This window comes from Streptomyces sp. NPDC001787 (assembly GCF_040297465.1).
Classification (GTDB): Bacteria; Actinomycetota; Actinomycetes; order Streptomycetales; family Streptomycetaceae; genus Streptomyces.
The window spans coordinates 29,958-48,294 of record NZ_JBEOZE010000050.1 but is presented as its reverse complement, the minus strand read 5'-3'; the positions used below and the strand labels follow the sequence as shown (position 1 = coordinate 48,294).

General features: G+C 71.5%; 17 protein-coding genes and 1 pseudogene. 14 read left to right on the top strand and 4 right to left on the bottom strand.

The window, feature by feature from the left end; genetic code table 11:
* Positions 1-341: pseudogene (locus tag ABT170_RS38840) on the bottom strand (DUF4232 domain-containing protein); the annotation flags it as partial.
* Positions 342-671: 330 nt separating this feature from the next.
* Here ABT170_RS38840 and ABT170_RS38835 point away from each other — a divergent pair.
* A complete protein-coding gene (locus ABT170_RS38835) occupies positions 672-1,577 on the top strand; it encodes an NAD(P)/FAD-dependent oxidoreductase (RefSeq protein ID WP_351875667.1) in 906 nt (301 codons plus the stop codon).
* Positions 1,578-1,667: 90 nt separating this feature from the next.
* Here the strand turns inward: ABT170_RS38835 and ABT170_RS38830 are convergent, their stop codons facing one another.
* Positions 1,668-2,105: a hypothetical protein gene (locus ABT170_RS38830; RefSeq protein ID WP_329943920.1), complete on the bottom strand. Its 438-nt coding sequence runs from the start codon at positions 2,103-2,105 to the stop codon at positions 1,668-1,670.
* A 230-nt stretch (positions 2,106-2,335) separates the two neighbouring features.
* On the opposite strand from ABT170_RS38830, the gene ABT170_RS38825 reads away from it, so the two are divergent.
* From ABT170_RS38825 to ABT170_RS38810, 4 genes are all read left to right on the top strand, one after another.
* Positions 2,336-3,064 carry a hypothetical protein gene (locus ABT170_RS38825; RefSeq protein WP_351875664.1) on the top strand — a complete coding sequence of 243 codons (729 nt, stop codon included), beginning with the start codon at positions 2,336-2,338 and terminating at the stop codon, positions 3,062-3,064.
* Positions 3,065-3,433: 369 nt separating this feature from the next.
* On the top strand, positions 3,434-3,709 hold the full coding sequence (locus ABT170_RS38820) for a hypothetical protein (protein ID WP_266922739.1): 276 nt from the start codon (positions 3,434-3,436) through the stop codon (positions 3,707-3,709).
* Positions 3,710-4,208: 499 nt separating this feature from the next.
* Positions 4,209-4,721 (top strand): hypothetical protein, encoded by a 513-nt coding sequence (locus tag ABT170_RS38815; RefSeq protein ID WP_351875661.1) that lies wholly within the window; start codon positions 4,209-4,211, stop codon positions 4,719-4,721.
* A 174-nt stretch (positions 4,722-4,895) separates the two neighbouring features.
* Positions 4,896-5,450, top strand: a complete 555-nt coding sequence (locus ABT170_RS38810; RefSeq protein WP_351875658.1) for a cysteine hydrolase family protein — start codon at positions 4,896-4,898, stop codon at positions 5,448-5,450.
* 66 nt (positions 5,451-5,516) lie between these two features.
* Here the strand turns inward: ABT170_RS38810 and ABT170_RS38805 are convergent, their stop codons facing one another.
* Positions 5,517-6,068 (bottom strand): YciI family protein, encoded by a 552-nt coding sequence (locus tag ABT170_RS38805; protein ID WP_351875655.1) that lies wholly within the window; start codon positions 6,066-6,068, stop codon positions 5,517-5,519.
* Between the two features lie 226 nt (positions 6,069-6,294).
* Here ABT170_RS38805 and ABT170_RS38800 point away from each other — a divergent pair, with 226 nt between their 5' ends.
* From ABT170_RS38800 to ABT170_RS38760, 9 genes are all read left to right on the top strand, one after another.
* The gene (locus ABT170_RS38800; RefSeq protein WP_329943915.1) at positions 6,295-6,636 is read left to right on the top strand and encodes a PadR family transcriptional regulator; all 342 of its coding nucleotides are present in this window, start codon (positions 6,295-6,297) and stop codon (positions 6,634-6,636) included.
* Entirely contained in the window at positions 6,633-7,592 is a 960-nt protein-coding gene (locus ABT170_RS38795; RefSeq protein ID WP_351875652.1) for a hypothetical protein, read from the top strand. Before ABT170_RS38800 ends, ABT170_RS38795 begins: the two co-directional genes overlap by 4 nt.
* A gap of 97 nt (positions 7,593-7,689) precedes the next feature.
* Positions 7,690-8,640 carry a phosphatase PAP2 family protein gene (locus tag ABT170_RS38790; protein WP_351875649.1) on the top strand — a complete coding sequence of 317 codons (951 nt, stop codon included), beginning with the start codon at positions 7,690-7,692 and terminating at the stop codon, positions 8,638-8,640.
* Between the two features lie 227 nt (positions 8,641-8,867).
* Positions 8,868-9,812, top strand: a complete 945-nt coding sequence (locus ABT170_RS38785) for an LLM class F420-dependent oxidoreductase (protein WP_329943912.1) — start codon at positions 8,868-8,870, stop codon at positions 9,810-9,812.
* 11 nt (positions 9,813-9,823) lie between these two features.
* A complete protein-coding gene (locus ABT170_RS38780; protein ID WP_329943911.1) occupies positions 9,824-10,609 on the top strand; it encodes an SDR family NAD(P)-dependent oxidoreductase in 786 nt (261 codons plus the stop codon).
* Positions 10,610-10,779: 170 nt separating this feature from the next.
* Positions 10,780-11,904, top strand: a complete 1,125-nt coding sequence (locus tag ABT170_RS38775) for an LLM class flavin-dependent oxidoreductase (RefSeq protein WP_329943910.1) — start codon at positions 10,780-10,782, stop codon at positions 11,902-11,904.
* A 310-nt stretch (positions 11,905-12,214) separates the two neighbouring features.
* Complete coding sequence (locus ABT170_RS38770) at positions 12,215-13,954, top strand: N-acyl-D-amino-acid deacylase family protein (protein ID WP_351875644.1); 1,740 nt, start codon at positions 12,215-12,217, stop codon at positions 13,952-13,954.
* Positions 13,951-15,450, top strand: coding sequence for an aldehyde dehydrogenase family protein (locus ABT170_RS38765; protein WP_329943908.1), 1,500 nt, complete (start codon positions 13,951-13,953; stop codon positions 15,448-15,450). Before ABT170_RS38770 ends, ABT170_RS38765 begins: the two co-directional genes overlap by 4 nt.
* A gap of 238 nt (positions 15,451-15,688) precedes the next feature.
* The gene (locus tag ABT170_RS38760; protein WP_351875641.1) at positions 15,689-17,266 is read left to right on the top strand and encodes an APC family permease; all 1,578 of its coding nucleotides are present in this window, start codon (positions 15,689-15,691) and stop codon (positions 17,264-17,266) included.
* A gap of 100 nt (positions 17,267-17,366) precedes the next feature.
* On the opposite strand, the gene ABT170_RS38755 is transcribed toward ABT170_RS38760, so the two are convergent.
* Positions 17,367-18,095 (bottom strand): siderophore-interacting protein, encoded by a 729-nt coding sequence (locus tag ABT170_RS38755; RefSeq protein ID WP_351875639.1) that lies wholly within the window; start codon positions 18,093-18,095, stop codon positions 17,367-17,369.
* Positions 18,096-18,337: the final 242 nt, after the last annotated feature.

Below are 18,337 nucleotides of genomic sequence, written 5' to 3'. Positions count from 1 at the left end.
CCGCCGTTCTTGAACTCCACCACGACGGTGCCCTCGGACTCGTCACTGATGCTCTGGTCCGACGCCGTGACCTCCAACTCGTCCGTACGGCACTTCCCGGTCCCGTCGGCCGCCTTGTCACCGGCCCCGGCCGCGCTCTTCCCGCCGGAGCTCTTCCCGGCGGAGTCCGCCGCGCCGCCCTGATCCGAACCGCCCGAGCCCGAACCGCCGCCCGTAGAAGCCGCGTTGGACGCGGACGACGGGGCGCTCTGTCCCGTGCCGTCCTCGTCTCCCTGGCAGGCGGTCAGCGAGAGGCTCGCGGCAACGGCGAGGGCCGCGAAGGTGAGCTTGTGAACGCGCATCGTTTCTTCCCCGGTATCGGTCGGCAGTGCTGGACAGCCGCCCGTTCGCTCGGGCCTTTCGGGCCGGTACGAGCGGGCGTTTCTGATCACCAAGACCCATCGGGACCCGCCTGCCGTTCCGCCCAACCACCCCCTAGGACACGGCTGTTACACGCACAGCCAGATCCAGCACGCGCCGGAACCCGGCACGCCCCGCCCGAAGCCCGCCCCGGGCCAGCCGGGACAACGGTTCCCCCGCCTTCCCCCCGTCCCCCCGTGGCCGGCGCCCGCTGGGACAGATCCGTGACCCGGCGCACCTTGACCGCGACCTGCGGCACAACGGTTCTCGGGGTGAACGGGTGGCTCGCCGAGGGCGGTTGCCGGGAGGCCGTGGTGGAGAACCAGCGGATCGGCATCGCGTACTTCTGCCGCTGGTACCGGCTGCGCGCCGGTGCGCCGAGGAATCCCGGGCGGATCATGAACGGTTCGGCCTCGTCCTTCGCCGTCGGCGGGGTCTTCCCCTCGGACAACGGCACCTTCGCGGTGTCACTGACGGTGTCCACGGCGGACCCGACACGGGCGGTTCTGAAGGACCCGGACGTGTTCGAAAGGGTCGCGAGGACGTTTCCCGCCGTCGCCGCGTGGCTGGCACTGGAACACGAGGCGCTGTCGGACGTCCTCGCGATGGGCGGCCTCGACAACCGCTGGACCTCGCTCGTGGACGGGACGGGCCCGGTGGTCGCCGGGCTCGTCGGCGTCGGGGACTCGGTCATGCACACCAACCCCACGTTCGGGCAGGGGGTGGCGCTGGGCCTGCGAGCAGGGCAGTGGATCGCCCACCACGCCGAGGACGCCGCGCGGGACCCGGTGTCGTTCACCGAGGAGTATCACCGGTGGACCGTAAGGGAGTTGCGCCCGTGGTTCGACACCCAGGCCTCATCCGACCTGGCCAGTGCGGACCAGCTCGGCAGCTCGGCAGCCCGCGCCCCGGAGCCCCCCACCGGCGCCGCCCGCGAGCGGGCCGCCCGCGCCGCCTGCGCGCTGGAGGACCCCGTGGTCATGCGGGCGCGGGCACAGGTCCGCCATCTCGTACTGACGGAGGAGCAGGCCTACGGGACCGAGGAGGTACGGGCCCACGTGGCCCGCTGGCTGGAGCGGCACCCGGACTTCGTACCCGGCTTCGACGGCCCGGAGCGCGAGGAGTGGGAGTCGGCCGCAGGTCTCTCCGCCACGAAGGCGGAGGCCCGGCCCGCGTAGGTCCGCACGACCGGGCGGCCCCGGTCGAGGGCCGGCCGTTCGCGGGGAGACCCGTTCGCGGCGAGGCCCGTTCGCAGCGCTGCCTGCTTCCTACTCCGAGTCCAGCACCGCCTTGATCCTTGTGACGGTGTCACGCAGATTGGGAATCCCGTCCATCTGGACGGCCATGATGCCTCTGGACGTCTTCGTGCCGTCCTTCGCCTTCACCCCGGCCTTGCACTCGGTCGCGCCCTTGCGAAGCGCCTTCAGGGCGGCTTCCCAGGGGACCTGGGCGGTCTTGTCCGGTATCGCGTCCAGATCCTCGGCGGCGGGCAGATGCTTCAGCAGGTCCTCACAGGCAGGCCCCATCTGGTCGAAGGTCCCCATGCTGACCTCGTTGACCCGCGCGGCGTCCGCCCGCATCTGCTCGATCTGTTTGTCACCGCCCGACGTGTACCAGTCCTTCACGTTGTCGGGAGGCCCCGAACTGCAACCCGTGACCAACGCCAAGGCGGCGACGACGGTGATCGCGAGAGGGACGGCGCGCATGGGAACTCCCGAGGTAGGTGGAGCCCGATGCTTCCAGAACGACCGGTCCCGGAGGGGGCGTTTCTCCTGTTCGTGACGAGCGCGCGATTCCGTATCGGGCGAAGGTCGTCGTCCGTGTCCGGAGCCGAGTGCAGGGCTGTCGCCGTGCATCGACCGCCGGGCGCGGGCTGCCGGGGCGAGCATCCGTGCGCCGCGCCAAGTGGAGCCGGAGGCTGCATAGGATCCGGTTCATGGGCTTCTACGATTCTCGCTGTGCCGTCACCGGTGTCAGCCTGCGCGGTACGGACGCGGTGGCCGTCGGGCTTATGGCGAACGAGGGTGGGTACCGGCCGGTCACTCTCGGCATCACCGGCAACTACAACCGGCTCGGTTCCATCGACGGCATCAAGCGAGACCCCAACAGCGACGCGGTGTTCGCGTACTTCTGCCGTCGTGCCTGGAGCGGTGACTTCGTGATGGCCGAGGAGTACGCCGACGCGTACGGCGATCCGCCGCGCGACATCGACTCCCTGCTGAGCTATTTCGAGCGGAACGTCAGCGACTCGTCCGAGGAGCGGCCGGCGGCGACCCTGTACGGCCACCGTGTCTTCTCCGCGCTCGTCGCGCGACCGGTGTGGAACGCGCTGGCCGCAGGGGAGTTCGCGCCGGGCGGGGATTCGCCCGAGGCCTGGTTCAGGGAGGTCTTCGGCGACGCGCGGGAGCCCGGGGAGCTGTATCGGGACACTCTCGCGGCGGTGGCCCGCGACATCCACGCCCTGGCGGCGGTGAACGGCTTCCTCGGTGCCCGGGGGAGGGGCTGGTCGCTCCCCGATGAGGACGAGATCGGCGGTCAGCACTACGCGTCCGAGATGCGGGAGTTCCTGAGCGAGGCCCGCACGTGCTTCCGGGACGAGCCCTCGGTGCTCCGGGCTCTCGACGTGTACGCAGAGGCGGCCGGCGAGCTGCTCGAAGACGACTGAGGCCTGTGGAACCGGGGAGAGCCCGGTGGATCCGCGCCTACCCCTGTGACGCCGGCCCGAGCCTCTCCCGCCCTGGCCACCGGGGGTGGCACGGGCGACACCGTCGATGTCTCCGTACCGGAAAGCGTGCCTGAGCCAGAGGAGTTGGGCGCCAGTGACGCGGGTACGGCGCGTCGGCTGAGGGGCGCGCTCCGGTTCTGATCCCGCGCGCCCGAAAGCGGGCGCAAGCGCCCTCCCGTAGGGCCGTATGTCGGATACCGTCCGAATGTCTGCCAACACAGCGAGGTACGGCGGTCTCCGGGTCGGTCCACGCCTTCGGTCCGTGCGCCTGCCCCGCCGTCATCGCTCTCGGGAGAGAGGGGTTCACCCATGACGCTGGCGAGCGAGGGCGAGGCGCCGGGACCGGTCCGTTTCTATCTGGCCTGCGACTGGCCGCACTGTGACACCCACACCATGTTCGACCTGGTGGTGGCCGAGCCGGCTCCGCCCATCGAGGAGGACTTCCTGGGCCACCTCATGCATACGGCTCAGGCGTCCGTGGGGCGGGTGAGGGAGTTGGGCTGGACGTATCACGAGGGGATCGGTCACTGGTGCTCGCGCTGCTCGGACCCGGTGGACCGGGCGAGATGGAAGAAGCCGGACTGACCCGGGGCGAGCGGCTGACTCGGGGACTCCCGGGCCGGTCCCTGACCCGGGTCTCCTGGGCCGGACCGGTGGGCGCCACCCGGACCTCTTCCGGGCGCCCGGCCGCCCGGCCGGCGACTCCGGTCGGGCCGCGTGCGGGGTCGCTGTTCCGCGGTGGTCACGGCCTGGCGATCCGGTCACCCGGGCGGGATCAACGACGGTTCCGGCGAGCGGAATTGGCCAGGACGTGACACGGCCCGGTCTGTAGCCTGAGCGGCTCCACCATGTACGCGAGCCGGCAGGAGAACCCAGCGTGTCCGACCCAGGCGGTCAGCACCGCCCGACCCCGCCCAGGCCCTCCGATCCGCCGCCCGTGACTCCGCCGCGACCGCCCCATTCGCCGGCTCCGTCCCCGACTCCGTCCTCGCCCCCAACCCCGCCCCCAACCCCGTCTCCAACCCCGTCTTCTGACCCGCCGCCCCCGCAGGGCGGGGGGCACCGAGTGCCGATCATCGCTGCCGTGATCACTGCGGTGGCGACGATTGCCGCCGCCGTGATCGCCGCTGTCGCGGTATCCGGTGGGGATTCCGGCCCGGAAGTGCCGTCGTCCGCCGTCTCGCCGGAGACATCCGCGACCGCCTCGGCCCCGCCCGGTGGGCCGAAGGCGTCCGCTGCCCCGTCGGACCCGCCGGTCGACAGGCTGCCGAGCGGGGCGGCGGACACGCCCACGCCGGACGCCCCTCCGCGGGTGATCGCCTCTCCCGACATGGCCGCCGAAGGGGCCGTCGTGACGCTCAAGGTCAGTGGCTTCGCCCCCGGCGAGCAGGTCCGTATCAGCTTCCAGGACACCAGTCCGCAGATGGAGGTGGAACTGCGCAATGTGACCGCCGGGCCCGACGGGAGCTCCGTCGCGGAGGTGAGGGTTCCCAAGGACAGGGGTAACGGTTTCGAGCAGTCCAAGTTCCGTGCCTGGAGCGTGGATGATGTGGACACCGACAACACGGCCGACGCCCCGTTCACGTACATCGACTGAGCGAAGGCCCGCCCCCCCCGCTCCCCAGGGCGTGACATTCCGGCCGCTGCGCCGCGACTGGTAGCTTCACCCACGCACGGTCGGCCATCACTGGTACCAGGCCCGCCGGAATGGCGCCGGTTGCCCTTGCCGGTCCACCGGGCGCCGCACCGAAGGACGGGACGGGAGTCTGTCGTGACCACCGCACTGATCATTGGCGACATCCAGCAGGGCATCACGAGCGGCTACCCGTTCACCAGGAGTGTGGTGCCGCCGCTCACCGAACTGCTGCCGCGCGCCCGCGCGGCCGGCGTCCTCGTGGTGTTCGTGCGCTTCGCCCTCCGGCCCAACGGGGCCGACCTGCCCCCGGGCAACGCCCAGCTCAGGTCGTTCCACGAAGCCGGGGACGCCTTCCACGAGGGGGCGACCGGAACCGGGATCGCCCTGCCGGTCGCCGACGAGGACGTCGTCGTGCTGAAACGCCGCGCCAGCGCGTTCGCCGGCACGGATCTCGACCTCGTCCTCCGCGCGAGCGGCGTCAGCGGTCTCGTGATCGCCGGAGTCGCGACCAGCGCGATGGTGGCCGCGACGTGTTACGACGCGGCGGACCGCGACTACCGGGTGACCGTGCTGCGGGACGGTTGCGCCGACGGTGACGCGGCCATGCACGATTTCTTCATGGACACCGTCTTCCCCAGCCGGGGATTCGAGGTCATGCCCTGTGCCCGCTGGCACGGGGGACAGGGCTGACCGTGGTCACGGTCAGCCGCTGACGACTGCGACCACGGGCGGTGGCGGCGGTCCGATGTCCTCAGGTCAGGACGACCGTCCGCCGAACTGCCAGTTGTGCACCTCGATGCCGGCGTACCGGTCCGGGGTCAGGACGGCGCGTGCCGTTTCCGGGTCCGCCGCCCGGATCAGCACCGCCGTGCCCAGCCAGGTGGCGCCGTCGTCCGACAGCAGCGGCCCGTAGGCGATCAGCCCCTCCCGGTCGAGCGGCACCGCGAGGTCGGCGGCCTCGCCCGTACCGAGGCCGATCACCAGGTACCGGTTGCCGTCGGCCGGGCCGCCGGGGAAGTCCCACATGGTGCGCCCCAGGGAGTTGCGCCACCGCCGCAGCAGTACGTCCCGGTAGGCGCCGGCCTGGTAGTTCGGCTCGTCGAAGGCGAACGCGCGGGCTGCGGCGGCATCGGGCAGGTCGACGATGTGCACGCTTCCGGTGGGTGTCTCGCCGTCGTCGGCGAGGGTCGGCCCCCGGGCGATCATCTCCTTGGCGTACCCGTCCATATAGGACCAGTGCTCTTCCAGCAGCTCTTCCCGCAGGGGTGAGGATCCGGGCCGGTCGCGGTGGTAGCAGAGAAACTCCATGTCCCCAGGATCCCTTCAGCGGGTGACCGGGGCGAGCGGATTGCCGCGATGGCCGCTCGGCAGTCCCGCGGAAGCGTGCGCCGGCCTCATGGTGAAGCGTGCGCCGGCCTCATGGTGAAGCGTGCGCCGGCCTCATGGTGAAGCGTGCGCCGGGTCCATGGTGAAGCGCGCTGGGGCAGCGGCCCTGGCCGCCGATATACTTCGTAGCTCGATATATACTCGACGCATGACGCGACAGAGCCCGTCCTTGACGGAACCGCAGTACTTCATCCTCGCCGCGCTCATGGACGGACCGCTGCACGGCTACGGCATCATCAAGGCCGCCGAGCAGGTCACCGATGGGCGGCTCAGGATCGCTGTCGGCACCCTCTACGGCGCGCTGGAGCGGTTGGAGCGGGCCGGGCTGGTGGCGGCCGGTGACGAGGAGATCGTGGACGGGCGGGCGCGGCGCTACTACCGGATCACGGAGGACGGTACCGAGGCGCTCGGCCGGGAGGCGCTGCGGATGCGGTCGGCGGCGGCTGTCGTCCTCGGGCGCGCGCCGGATGCCGGGGCGGCCCCGGCGTGAACCGTCTGCTGCTCGTGGCCTACCCCGAGCCCTACCGCTCCCGGCAGGGAAAGGAATTGCTGGCCTGCCTGTCCGAGGCGTATCCCGGCCGGTCCTGGCCCCCGCCGCGCGAGGTCGTCGCCGTGCTGCGGGCCGGGGTGTGGGCCCGCGCCCGTGCCGTCGTCGACGAGACGGCCCGGCCGTGGTGGCTGGACGGCATCCACCTGGCCGCCCTCGTCCTCGCCGCGCTGGCGCTGGTGCCGTACCTGCAGGACGTGTGGCACTGGGCGCTGCACACCGATCCCGGCCGGCACGCCATCGCCTTCGACTTCTCCGGCTGGTACCCGTGGGCGCGAGGTCCCGGTACGCGGACTCGGTTCCTGCCCTACGGGCTGCTTCCGCTGGTCTGTCTGATCGCCCTGCTGCGGGGCAGGCCGTGGATCGCCCTGCCGGCCGCAGCGACGATGATCCACGCCGGTGCCACGTTCACCAGCGGCACGTTCTTCGGCGACGAGGGCAAGGCGGGCCTGGGCTACTACGGGCTGGGCGCCCCGATCACGGCCCGCGACCTGGTGCTGTCCGGGACGCTCTGCGCCGCGTGCGCCGTGTTGGCGGCCTGCCGTCCCGGCCGGCTGCGGCGTCACTCGTACCGCCGGCTGGTTCCTGTCGTGCTCGCCATGTTCGTGGCCGGGTCCCTGCACATCACCTCGGTCAGCCCGGCCTTCCAGCGCGGCCTGTTCGCCCTCGAAGTCGCCGCGCTGATCGCCGCGTGGGTGGCGACGGCCGCCACCGGTGACCACCGGTGGCTGATCCCCGTCGCGGCGTACGCGTTCATCCGCACACAGACGATCGTCGTCCAGCCGAACGGGTTCATGGGGTCCCTGCCGGACCTGGTCGTGCTCCTTCTTCTCGTCGCCCCCCTCCCGGCCCTGGTGATCGCCGCCCAGCGCCGGCAGAGCCGGGCGCTCCTCGGCTGAGGGCCCGGATTCCCGGTGGGCCGCCGAGCGGACCGCCCGCCCACCCCGCGCCCGAAGAGGCGCGTGACCGCGACTGCCTCCCACGACAGAGATGACAATGACTCAGCACGATCCCCCGACCCCGCCCGCACACCAGGACCCCGACCGGCTCCCGGGCACCACGACCGGACCCGGCCCCGCGCGGAGGGTACGGCTGCGACTCGCGGCTCCGCTGTGCCTCGCGGGGTTCCTGGCGGTCTACCTGCTCGCTGTCTGCACCCCGCTCGGACAACGGGCGGAGAACGCCCTGTTCGGCGAGAACGGTGCCGAACCGGCCTGGATCTACGACTGGTCGGGGGCCTCCTACCGGTCGTCGGCCCTGCCGCCCCTGGAGCACACCGCGCTGCCCACCCTGCTGGTGGGCCTCGCGGTCATCGCGGCCATCGCGGTGGTACGGCGGTGCTGGTGGCAGGGCTGCGCGGCGATCGGGATCGTCGTGGCCACGATCGGGAGCAAGGAACTCACCAGGACGGTCCTGCCCCGCCCCGATCTCGTGGACGCGCACGTCTCACTCATCGAGGCGAGCTTCCCCAGCGGGCACGTGGCCGTCCCCGCGGGGCTGGTCCTCGGCGCCGTAGCCATCGCTTCCCCCCGCACCCGCCCCTACGTCACGGCGGCCGGCATGCTGTGGCTCGCCGTCACCGCGGGCGCCGTCCAGGCCACCTACCACCACCGCCCCAGCGACGTACTGGGCTCCACGCTGCTGGCGTGCGCCTGCTACGGCCTGGCGGCCCGGTTCCTGCCGTCCGTCGCCGCACCCGCAGCGCGGCACCCCCGTGCGCTGCCGGCGGTCGCCCTGGCGCTGTCGGCGGCCGGGGCGCTCGTCGCCGGTGCGCGGGACGACTCCGTCACGCAATCGCTGGTCTTCGCGGCGGCGGCCTTCCTGTGCGCGGTCCTGTGCTGGTTCACCGTGAAGCAGGGTCAGGGTCAGGGGCAGGAGCAGGAGCAGGGGGAGAGCGAGGGGAGGCAGGGGCGCGCCGGGTGCCGCGCACGCTCCCCGCTGGGCTGACCACCCGGCCCGCTCGGGGCAGGGGTCCGCGTCCGTTCTCCGGCCGGTGAGGTGCCCGGCGGTGCGATCCCCGTCGGCACGACCCTTGTCTGATGGACCGTCAGGTACGACGATGGCCCCGCCGGTTCGTATGTGACGCTACGTCAGATGGACTTCGGCGGGGCGCCGTGGGCCCCGGTGGAGAGGCGGTGCGAACCCGGCGGACCTCAAGGAAAGGAGGCCGTTCGGTGCCGATACAGCCCACCGGGCCCCTGTCGTACGGGATGCAGCTCCCGATCCAGTCGCAGAGCACCATCTACGCGGAGTCCTGGGAGGCCTCGGCGACCCCCGCCGATCTCGCCCGGATCGCCCGCGCCGCCGACCGCGGCGGTTTCGCCTACCTCGCGAGCTGTGACCACGTCGCCATCCCGCGACGGCTCGCCGAGGCCATGAGCACCGTCTGGTACGACCCCGTCGCCACCCTCTCCTTCCTCGCCGGGGTCACCGAACGTGTGCTGCTCATGAGCCATGTCGCCGTCGTCGGGCTGCGCCATCCGCTCGTCACCGCCAAGCAGTACGCCACGCTCGACCACCTCAGCGGCGGCCGGCTGATCCTCGGGGTCGGCGCCGGCCATGTGCAGGAGGAGTTCGACGCGCTCGGCGCGGACTTCACCGGGCGCGGGGCCGTGCTCGACGAGACCATCGACGCGCTGCGGGCGGCGCTCGGGCCGGAGGAGTACCCGGAGTTCGCGGGGGAGCGGTTCTCCTTCGCGGGGCTGGGACAGCTGCCGCGTCCGGCCCAGGAGCGCGTGCCCGTCTGGGTGGGCGGATCCTCGCCCGCCGCGATGCGCCGGGCCGCCGAGCGGGGTGACGGGTGGCTGCCGCAGGGAGGCTCGCGGGAGGTGCTGCCCACGCAGATCGCCCGGGTCCACGCCCTGCGGGCCGAGGCCGGGGTCACGGAGCCGCTCGTCGTCGGGGCGATCACCGAGCCGCTGTACGTCGGTGAGCCCGGGTGGTCCGTGGGGCGGCGGACGCTGAGCGGGAAGCCGGAGGCCCTCGCCGCGTCGCTCCGGGCGTACGCGGACATGGGCGTGCATCAGATCCAGGTGCGGTTCCGAAGCCGCTCGACAAGTGAACTCCTCGACCAGATGGCGGCGTTCGGCGCCGAGGTCGCACCGCTGCTCGACACCTAGGGAGACCGGTCATGGGCAAGCTGGACGGACGCGTCGTCATCATCACGGGTGCGGCGCGCGGGCAGGGCGAGCAGGAGGCGCGGCTCTTCGCGGCCGAAGGCGCGCGGGTGGTGATCGCCGATGTCCTGGACGAGCAGGGCGAGGCGCTGGCGAAGGAGCTGGGCGAGGACACGGCCCTGTTCGCGCATCTGGACGTGAGCCGCGAGGAGGACTGGCAGGCCGCCGTCACCGCGGCGAAGGACGCGTTCGGCAGGATCGACGGGCTGGTCAACAACGCGGGCATCCTGCGCTTCAACGAGCTGGTGTCCACGCCGCTGGAGGAATTCCAGCAGGTGGTCCAGGTCAATCAGGTCGGCGCCTTCCTGGGGATCAGGACCGTCGCGCCCGAGATCGGGGCGGCGGGCGGCGGCACCATCGTCAACACCGCCTCGTACACCGGGCTCACCGGCATGGCGTTCGTGGGCGCCTACGCGGCCACCAAGCACGCGGTGCTGGGGCTGACCAAGGTGGCGGCGCTGGAACTGGCGTCGAAGGGGATACGGGTCAACGCCGTCTGCCCGGGGGCCGTGGACACCCCGATGACCAATCCGGCGGCTCTGGACCCGTCCGCCGACCCGGAGGAGTCGAAGGCGGCCGTCGCCGAGCTGTACAGGAAACTCGTGCCGCTCGGGCGGATCGGGCGGCCGGAGGAGGTGGCGGCGCTCGCCCTGTTCCTGACCTCGGACGATTCCTCGTACATCACCGGTCAGCCGTTCGTCATCGACGGCGGCTGGCTGGCCGGCGTCAGCCTCTTCTGACAAGCCCTCCGGCAAGGCTTCCGATGGGCCTTCCGGCCAACCCTCCGACAGGCCTTCCGGCAAAGATTCTGACGAAGCGTCAGGTATTGACGGGTCGGGGCGTCGGTGGAACAGTCGGTCGCATCACAATCTGACGGTGCGTCAGAAATACTTGAGGACGGTGAACCTCCGTGGAATTCGGGCTCTTTGTTCAGGGGTACGTGCCCGCCGCGCGTGCCAAGGTCGACCCCGAGGCAGAGCACAAGGCACTGATCGAGGAGACCGAGTACGTCATCCAGGCGGACAAGTCCGGCTTCAAGTACGCCTGGGCCTCCGAGCACCACTTCCTGGAGGAGTACTCGCACCTCTCCGCCAACGACGTCTACCTCGGCTACCTCGCGCACGCCACCGACCGGATCCACCTGGGGTCCGGCATCTTCAATCCGCTCGCGCCGGTCAACCACCCGGTGAAGGTGGCCGAGAAGGTCGCCATGCTCGACCACCTCTCCGAGGGCCGCTTCGAGTTCGGGTCCGGGCGCGGGGCCGGGAGCCACGAGATCCTCGGGTTCATGCCGGGCATCACCGACATGAACCACACCAAGGAACTCTGGGAAGAGACCATCGCCGAGTTCCCCAAGATGTGGCTCCAGGACGAGTACGTCGGCTTCCAGGGCAAGCACTGGTCGCTGCCGCCCCGCAAGATCCTGCCCAAGCCGTACGGGAAGTCGCACCCGGCCATGTGGTACGCGGCCGGGTCGCCGTCCTCGTACGCGATGGCGGGCAAGAAGGGGCTCGGCGTGCTGGGCTTCAGCGTGCAGAAGGTCTCCGACATGGAATGGGTCGTCGAGTCCTACAAGAACGCGGTCAAGGACGCCGATCCGATCGGCGGCTTCGTCAACGACAACGTGATGGTCACCTCGACCGCGATCTGTGCCGAGACGCACGCCAAGGCGGTCGAGATCGCGGTGGGCGGCGGGCTGAACTACCTCCAGTCGCTGCTGTTCCGCTACCACGACACGTTCCCGCGGCCCGAGGGGATTCCCGAGTGGCCCGAGCTGCTTCCCGAGTACAGCGAGGAGATCATCGAGCTGCTGATCGCGGAGGAGCTGATGATCTGCGGCGACCCGGACGAGGTGCTGCGGCAGTGCAAGCGGTGGGAGCAGGCGGGCGCGGACCAGCTGAGCTTCGGGCTGCCGATCGGGATCAGCCCCGAGGACACGATGAACTCGATCAAGCTCATCGGTGAGCACGTGATCCCGAAGATCGACACGGACCCGGTGCACCGGACCACGCGGTTCCGGAACGCGGCGGCCTGACCCCGGGGGTTCCGCCCCGGCCAGGACCGGGCGGCGTCTTCCCGGACCGCCGCCCGTGGGCCGGGGTGCGTACCGCGGCCGAAAGCGTACGCACCCCGGCCGCAGCAAGGCCGCATTCCCGCCGCACCTCGCCGTACCCGGCCGCACCCGGGCCGCACCCCGGCCCGACCGGCACCGGCCGACCACCACGGCACACCACCAACCGGCACCACCACCGACCGGCCACCACTACGGCAGCCACCACCAACCGGCCACCACCACCGACCGACCACCACCAACAGCGAGAGCCGCACCCGGAAGGGACCCCGTCATGCTCGACCACCTCATCCGCGGAGCGACCGTCGTGGACGGCACCGGCGGACCCGCCTACCGCGCCGACCTCGGTATCCGCGACGGCCGCATCGCCGTCATCGCCGAACCCGGCATCCTCACCGAGGAGGCCGTGACCAGCGAGGACGCCACCGGCCTCGTCCTGGCACCCGGCTTCGTCGACCCGCACACCCACTACGACGCGCAGCTCTTCTGGGACCCCTACGCCACGCCCTCCATGAACCACGGCGTCACCACCGTCGCCGGGGGCAACTGCGGCTTCACCCTCGCGCCGCTGCACCCCGACCGCCCCGAGGACGCCGACTACACGCGCCGGATGATGTCGCGGGTGGAGGGCATGGCCCTCAAGGCGCTGGAGGAAGGCGTCGACTGGTCCTGGTCCAGCTTCCGCGAGTACCTGGACGCGCTCGAAGGACGCATCGCGGTCAACGCCGGGTTCATGGTCGGGCACTGCGCCCTGCGCCGCCATGTCATGGGTGCCGACGCCGTCGGCGGACAGCCCACCGGCGAGCAGATGACCGCCATGCTCGCGCTCTTCCACGACGCCATGGACGCCGGGGCCTGGGGACTGTCCACCACGCAGTCCTCCACCCACGCCGACGGGGACGGCCGGCCGGTCGCCTCGCGGCACGCGCTGCCCGAGGAACTGCTCGCGCTCTCCCGGGCGGTCGGGGAACACGAGGGCACCCAGCTCGAAGCGATCGTCGCGGGCTGCCTCGACCAGTTCTCCGACGAGGAGATCGACCTCTTCGTGGACATGAGCGCCGCCGCCGGACGGCCCCTCAACTGGAACGTGCTCACCATCGACGCCGCCGTGCCCGAACGCGTGCCGCGTCAGCTGGTCCCCAGCGAACGCGCCCGCCGCGCGGGCGGCAGGATCGTCGCGCTCACCATGCCGATCCTGACCCCGATGAACATGTCGCTCGGCACCTTCTGCGCCCTCAACCTCATCCCCGGCTGGGGCGACATCCTCGGCCTCCCCGTCCCCGAACGCGTCGAGCGGCTCCGGGACGCGGACACCAGGGCCGAGATGCTGCGCCGCGCCGACAGCAAGGAGGCCGGGGTCTTCCGCCGGCTCGCGAACTTCGGCCGGTACGTCATCGGCGACACCTACAGCGCCGCCAACGAAGGCCTCAGCGGCCGGGTGGTGAACGACATCGCCGCCGAACGCGGCATGGATCCCTTCCACTGCCTGGTCGAGATCTGCGCCAACGACGACCTGCGTACGGTGCTGTGGCCCATGCCCACCGACAACGACCCGGCCTCCTGGGCGCTGCGGCAGCGGACCTGGGAGCACGAGGACGTGATGCTCGGCGGCTCCGACGCGGGCGCGCACCTGGACCGGATGTGCGGGGCCCCGTACACCACCCGCTTCCTCGGCGACTGTCTGCGCGGCCGCAAGCTCGTGCCCCTCACCACCGCCGTCAGGATGCTCACCGACGACCCCGCCCGGCTCTTCGGGCTGCGGGAGCGGGGCCGTATCGAGGAGGGCTTCCACGCCGACCTCGTGCTGTTCGACCCCGAGCGCATCGACGCCGGACCCGCCACCCTCGTACACGATCTGCCCGGCGACAGCCCCCGCCTCGACTCCAAGGCCATCGGCATCGTGTCCGTACGCGTCAATGGAGTGGAGACGCTGCGCGAGGACAAGGTGACGGGGGCGGTGCCCGGTAGGGTGCTCCGCTCCGGCCGCGACACCCGGACGGTGAGCACCGTATGAGCGGTACGGAGAGCGGTACGGAGAAGCAGGGCACGGGCCGCACCGGGCAGCGGCTGTTCATCGGCGGGGAGTGGACCGAGCCCGCGGGCGGGTACTACGAGGTGATCAACCCCGCCACCGAGGAGGTCGTCGGCCTCGCCCCCGAGGCGAGCCGCGCCCAGGTGTACGAGGCGGCCGGGGCGGCCCGCGAGGCGTTCGCCGGCTGGTCGCGCACCCGGCCCGAGGAGCGCGCCGCGATCCTCGACCGTGCCGCCGGCCTCATCCAGCGCGACATCGCCGCCCACGCGGCCCTGGCCCGGCAGGAGAGCGGTGCCACCACGGGCACGGCCCGGGGCATGCAGGTCGCCGTGGGGGCCGCGCGCTTCCGCCGGTACGCCAGGGGAGCCCTGGAACCGGTGGAGGAGGCGATAGCCCCGCAGATCAACGAGGCCGGGCCGATGGGGCGGGCCGGGGTCTTCGGCGCGCTCGCCGTGCGCCAGCCGGTCGGCGTCGTCACCTGCATCACCTCGTACAACAACCCCTGGGCCAACCCGGCGGGCAAGGTCGCCCCCGCGCTCGCCATGGGCAACACGGTGGTCGTCAAGCCCGCCCCGCAGGACCCGCTCTCCGTCTACCGGATGGCCGAGGCCCTCGCGGAGGCCGGGATCCCGCCGGGTGTCGTCAATGTCGTCACCGGTTCCGGGCCGGAGGCGGGCGAGGCGGCGGTGGACTCGCCGGACGTGGACATGGTCAGCTTCACCGGTTCCACGGCCGTGGGGCAGCGCATCGCCGAAGTGTGCGGGCGCGGCATGAAGCGGCAGCTGATGGAGCTGGGCGGCAAGGGCGCCGCGCTCGTCCTCGACGACGCCGATCTGGACTCGGCGGTCGCGGGCATCGGGACGACGTTCTCGTTCTACAGCGGACAGATCTGTACGGCTCCGACCCGCGTCCTGGTCCAACGGGGCCTCCATGACCGGCTGATCGAGAAACTCGCCGGGTACGCGGCGCGGCTGCCGGTCGGCGACCCGGCCGACCGGGGCACGGTGGTCGGCCCGGTCATCTCCGCCGCCCACCGGGACCGCGTCGAGGCGTATGTGGAGCTGGGCCGCAAGGAGGGGGCGCGGGTGGTCACGGGCGGCGAACGGCCCGAGGGCACCGGGCGTGGCTTCTACGTCGCCCCCACGCTCCTGGCCGACTGCACCAACGACATGCGGGTCGTCCGCGAGGAGATCTTCGGCCCGGTCGTCGTGGTAGTCCCCTTCGACGACGAGGAGGAGGGCATCGCGCTGGCCAACGACAGCGACTACGGCCTCCTCGACTACGTCTGGTCCGGGGACGTGGCGCGGGCCTTCCGGGTGGCCCGCCGGCTGCGTGCGGGCGGAGTGGGTGTGAACACGATCGGCCGGAACATGGAGGCGCCGTTCGGCGGGTTCAAGAAGAGCGGGGTGGGACGCGATGTCGGTTCGTACGCCCTGCACGCCTACAGCGAGACGCAGGCGATCGTCTGGCCGGGATGAGCTGTCCGAGAGGTGCGGACGAAACACCGCGGGAAATTTTTGAACCAGCACAAATCGGGCGGCGCTGCGATTACCGTACGCCGTCGCTCCCGCTCGCGGGTCGTTCATTGCAAGGTGTGATGGCGGTGTAATGCGCTATTCGCACGCGTATTGCCGCTCAACTACCTTGTTTTGAAAGGGTGAGACGCTGGAGTCTCACGCTCCGGATGTGGATATCGCAGCGCATAGCGTCCTCCCCATGACTCAGCTGGACGCGCGGCCACGGGCCGGAGACACGGTACGGGGAAGTGCCCCGGCCGACGGTGGAGTGCGGGACGGAGTGCGGAACAAGGGCCTCGGCGGAAACTCCGTCGGGCTGATGGGCAGCGCCGTCATCGGCATCTCCACCGTCGCCCCGGTGTACTGCCTGACCTCCACCCTCGGCTCCACCGCCGGGGAGGTCGGGGTGCAGATGCCCGCCGTCTTCCTGGCCGGCTTCCTGCCGATGCTGCTGGTCGCCTTCGCCTACCGCGAGCTCAACAAGGTCATGCCGGACTGCGGCACCTCCTTCACCTGGACGGTGAAGGCCTTCGGCCCGCGCGTCGGCTGGATGTGCGGCTGGGGTCTGGTCATCGCGACGATCATCGTCCTGTCGAACCTGGCGGGCGTCGCCACCTCGTACTTCTGGCTCCTCGCGGGCGAGATCACCGGCAGCGGTCAGGTCGCCGCCCTGGACGACAACAAGGCCGTCCACATCCTCACCTGTCTGGCCCTCATCGCCGCCGCCACCGCCATCAGCTACCGGGGCATGACCGCCACCAAGGGGGTGCAGTACGCCCTGGTCGGACTCCAGCTCGTCGTCCTCGCCCTGTTCGTGGCGATGGCCCTCCAGAAGGCGGACAGCGGAGACTTCGCCTCGTCCGTCGACTTCTCGTGGTCCTGGCTGAACCCCTTCGCCGTGCAGTCCTTCGCGGCCTTCACCGCCGGACTCTCCCTGTCCATCTTCATGTTCTGGGGCTGGGACGCGTGCCTGACCGCCAATGAGGAGACGACCGGCAGCGAGAAGACCCCCGGGCGGGCCGCGCTCATCGCGATGGTCGTCCTGGTCGGTTCCTACCTGGCCACCGGCATCGCCGCCCAGATGGCCGTCGGCTCGGGCGGCTCCGGTCCCGGCCTCGCCAACCCGGACACCTCCGACAACGTCTTCGCCGCGCTCGCCGGTCCGGTCATGGGCCCCGGCCTCGGTGTCCTGCTCTTCGTCGCGGTGCTCGCCTCGGCCGCCGCCAGCCTCCAGACCACGTTCATCCCGGTGGCCCGTACGGTGCTCGCGATGTCCGCGTACCAGGCACTGCCCGCCTCGTACGCCCAGGTCCACCCGCGCTTCAGGACCCCGGGCCGGGCGACCGTGACGGCGGGCGTCGCGACCGGCGTCTTCTACACGGTGATGACCCTGGTCAGCGAGCACGTCCTGGTCGACACCATCTACGCGCTCGGCCTCATGATCTGCTTCTACTACGCGCTGACGGCCTTCGCCTGCGCCTGGTACTTCCGGTCCGAACTGACGCGGTCCGCCCGCGACCTGGTCTTCAAGGGCCTCTTCCCGGTCGTCGGAGGCATCCTGCTCGGCGCCGTCTTCTGCAAGACCCTCTACGACATGTGGGACCCGGCCTACGGCTCGGGCTCCGCGGTGTTCGGCGTCGGCTCGGTGTTCGTCATCGGGGTGGGGCTGCTGCTGCTCGGCCTGGTGCTGATGACCGTGATGGGGCGCCGCAGCCCGGCGTTCTTCCGCGGCGAGGTGCTGACGAAGGAGACACCGGCCCTGATCGTGGCGGACTGACCGGGGCCGGCGGCGGGCCAGGGCCGGTGCCGGGCCGGGCCCGCCACGAGCCCCGGTCGGCGCGGTCAGGCCCAGCGCGGCCCGGCCGGGTCCCGGTGGCTCAGGGGCGCCAGTACCCCAGCGCGTGCACCCGGTCCTTGGGCAGCCCCAACTCCCGCCGGACATAGGAGGACAGGGCCCGGGTGGTCGAGGTGTCGCAGGCGATCCAGACGTACGCGTCGGAGGAGTCCTCGCCCAGCAGCCCCGGCAGCGCGGCCTTCACCTCGTCCACCAGATGGGCCCCCGCGTCACGGCGCGGGACGCGGTGCAGGGTGTGGTGGGCCGGGTCGACGCGGAACGGGAGCTGTTCGTCCGAGGCGCGCGTCGTCTCGAACCAGATGGTCGCCGGGGTCGCCGGAACCGCGTCCAGCAGGGAGTTGACCGCGGGCAGCGAGGCCGCGTCGCCGATCACGAAGAGGCGGGCGGGCGCCGGGTCGGGCAGCGTGAAGCCGGTGCCCTGGAGCGTCGCGTCCACCGTGTCGCCGGGCTTCGCGGCGCGGGCCCACTCGCTCGCCGCCCCGCCGTGCAGGGCGAATTCGAAACTGAACCGCCCGGCCACCGGGTCGGGGTCGACCAGGGTGAACCCGCGCTGATGCGGCTTGCCGTCCCGCTGGAACCACACCCTGACCCACATGGTCGGGTGCGCTCCGCCGGTCGCGGCCAGCAGCCCGCCGTCGGTCAGATGCACCCGCCGGAAGTCCTCGGTGACCTGCTCGGTCCCGGTCACGGTGAACGTGAAGTCGCGCCCCCGCATCAGCTTGAGGACGACGCCCTCCCAGCCGTGACCCATGGCTACCCCTGCTTCCGACGCGCTCCCGCGCCCTCTGGCCAGAAAATTACTTTAGGTTAGGCTAACCTAAATTTCTGAAGGTGGGGAGTGGCTGGGAAGCATCCGGACGCAGGCCCTCCGGTCGCCCTCGGCCCGACAGCTCCTCGGCCCCGGTCGATCAATCAGCCCGGTCGCCCTTCAGCCCCGGTCGATCTTCGGCCCCAGTCGCTTCTCGGCTCCGGGCGCTTCTCGGCTCCGGGTGC

Coding starts and splice junctions, on each gene's coding strand:
- ABT170_RS38800 (WP_329943915.1), top strand. CDS start 6,295: ATGACGCGACAGAGCCCGTCCTTGACGGAACCGCAGTACTTCATCCTC.
- ABT170_RS38820 (WP_266922739.1), top strand. CDS start 3,434: ATGACGCTGGCGAGCGAGGGCGAGGCGCCGGGACCGGTCCGTTTCTAT.
- ABT170_RS38790 (WP_351875649.1), top strand. CDS start 7,690: ATGACTCAGCACGATCCCCCGACCCCGCCCGCACACCAGGACCCCGAC.
- ABT170_RS38830 (WP_329943920.1), bottom strand. CDS start 2,105: ATGCGCGCCGTCCCTCTCGCGATCACCGTCGTCGCCGCCTTGGCGTTG.
- ABT170_RS38770 (WP_351875644.1), top strand. CDS start 12,215: ATGCTCGACCACCTCATCCGCGGAGCGACCGTCGTGGACGGCACCGGC.
- ABT170_RS38805 (WP_351875655.1), bottom strand. CDS start 6,068: ATGGAGTTTCTCTGCTACCACCGCGACCGGCCCGGATCCTCACCCCTG.
- ABT170_RS38825 (WP_351875664.1), top strand. CDS start 2,336: ATGGGCTTCTACGATTCTCGCTGTGCCGTCACCGGTGTCAGCCTGCGC.
- ABT170_RS38755 (WP_351875639.1), bottom strand. CDS start 18,095: ATGGGTCACGGCTGGGAGGGCGTCGTCCTCAAGCTGATGCGGGGGCGC.
- ABT170_RS38760 (WP_351875641.1), top strand. CDS start 15,689: ATGACTCAGCTGGACGCGCGGCCACGGGCCGGAGACACGGTACGGGGA.
- ABT170_RS38780 (WP_329943911.1), top strand. CDS start 9,824: ATGGGCAAGCTGGACGGACGCGTCGTCATCATCACGGGTGCGGCGCGC.
- ABT170_RS38765 (WP_329943908.1), top strand. CDS start 13,951: ATGAGCGGTACGGAGAGCGGTACGGAGAAGCAGGGCACGGGCCGCACC.